The organism is Gilliamella sp. wkB18, assembly GCF_001690875.1.
GTDB lineage: Bacteria > Pseudomonadota > Gammaproteobacteria > Enterobacterales > Orbaceae > Gilliamella > Gilliamella apicola_A.
Genome location: NZ_LZHM01000064.1, coordinates 1 through 653 on the forward strand (window position 1 = coordinate 1; position 653 = coordinate 653).

Here is a 653-nt window from a genome sequence, read left to right on the forward strand (position 1 = left end):
TTATATTCACCGTCATCGATATTGGCAGATTTATAATGCACCATAAAACTATTGATCCACCCCCAAACAAATGTACTTCCTGCACCGGCTCGCATAGGATCTAACATAATATGATCTATCACTTGGTGCGTGCCCGGTTGGCAGACCATTAACACGGTTGAACTTAAGGCATTACGTGACATATTATGAATAATAACACCGTGCAAATCGTCCCAATCATATTCTTTTATTCGGCGTTTTTTCGGTTGTAAAAATACCGAAGGGTGATGTAAAAACTTAAAGTTAAAAAAGTAACTTTCGTTAACATAGACTTTACCGGTTTTACGATTGAATATAATGGGGCTGCCACGGCGGGAGAACAGATAATGATATAGTTGAGGAACAGCATAATATACAGCACAACAACTTGCTATTACTCCAACTAATGTTGCCAAAAATAATTTAGTTTCTAAAATTGGATTACATAAATAAATTAATATAGATAATAAAACTATTGTCGGGCATAGAAAGATAACAATAATCATATGAATACATAAATAAAAAGCTTGATCAGAAGGAATCTGACGAATAAAGGCACAATAGGTATTATTGGCATAACTTAAGCGATCGTCATGCAAAGGTACACTATAAGGACCTTTATCTAGATCCCCAAA

Annotated in this window: 1 protein-coding gene; it reads right to left on the bottom strand. The window is 34.9% G+C overall.

Annotated elements, in window-relative coordinates:
• On the bottom strand, positions 1–653 hold a 653-nt coding region (locus A9G48_RS11635), incomplete at both ends, for a DUF6708 domain-containing protein (RefSeq protein WP_065575974.1).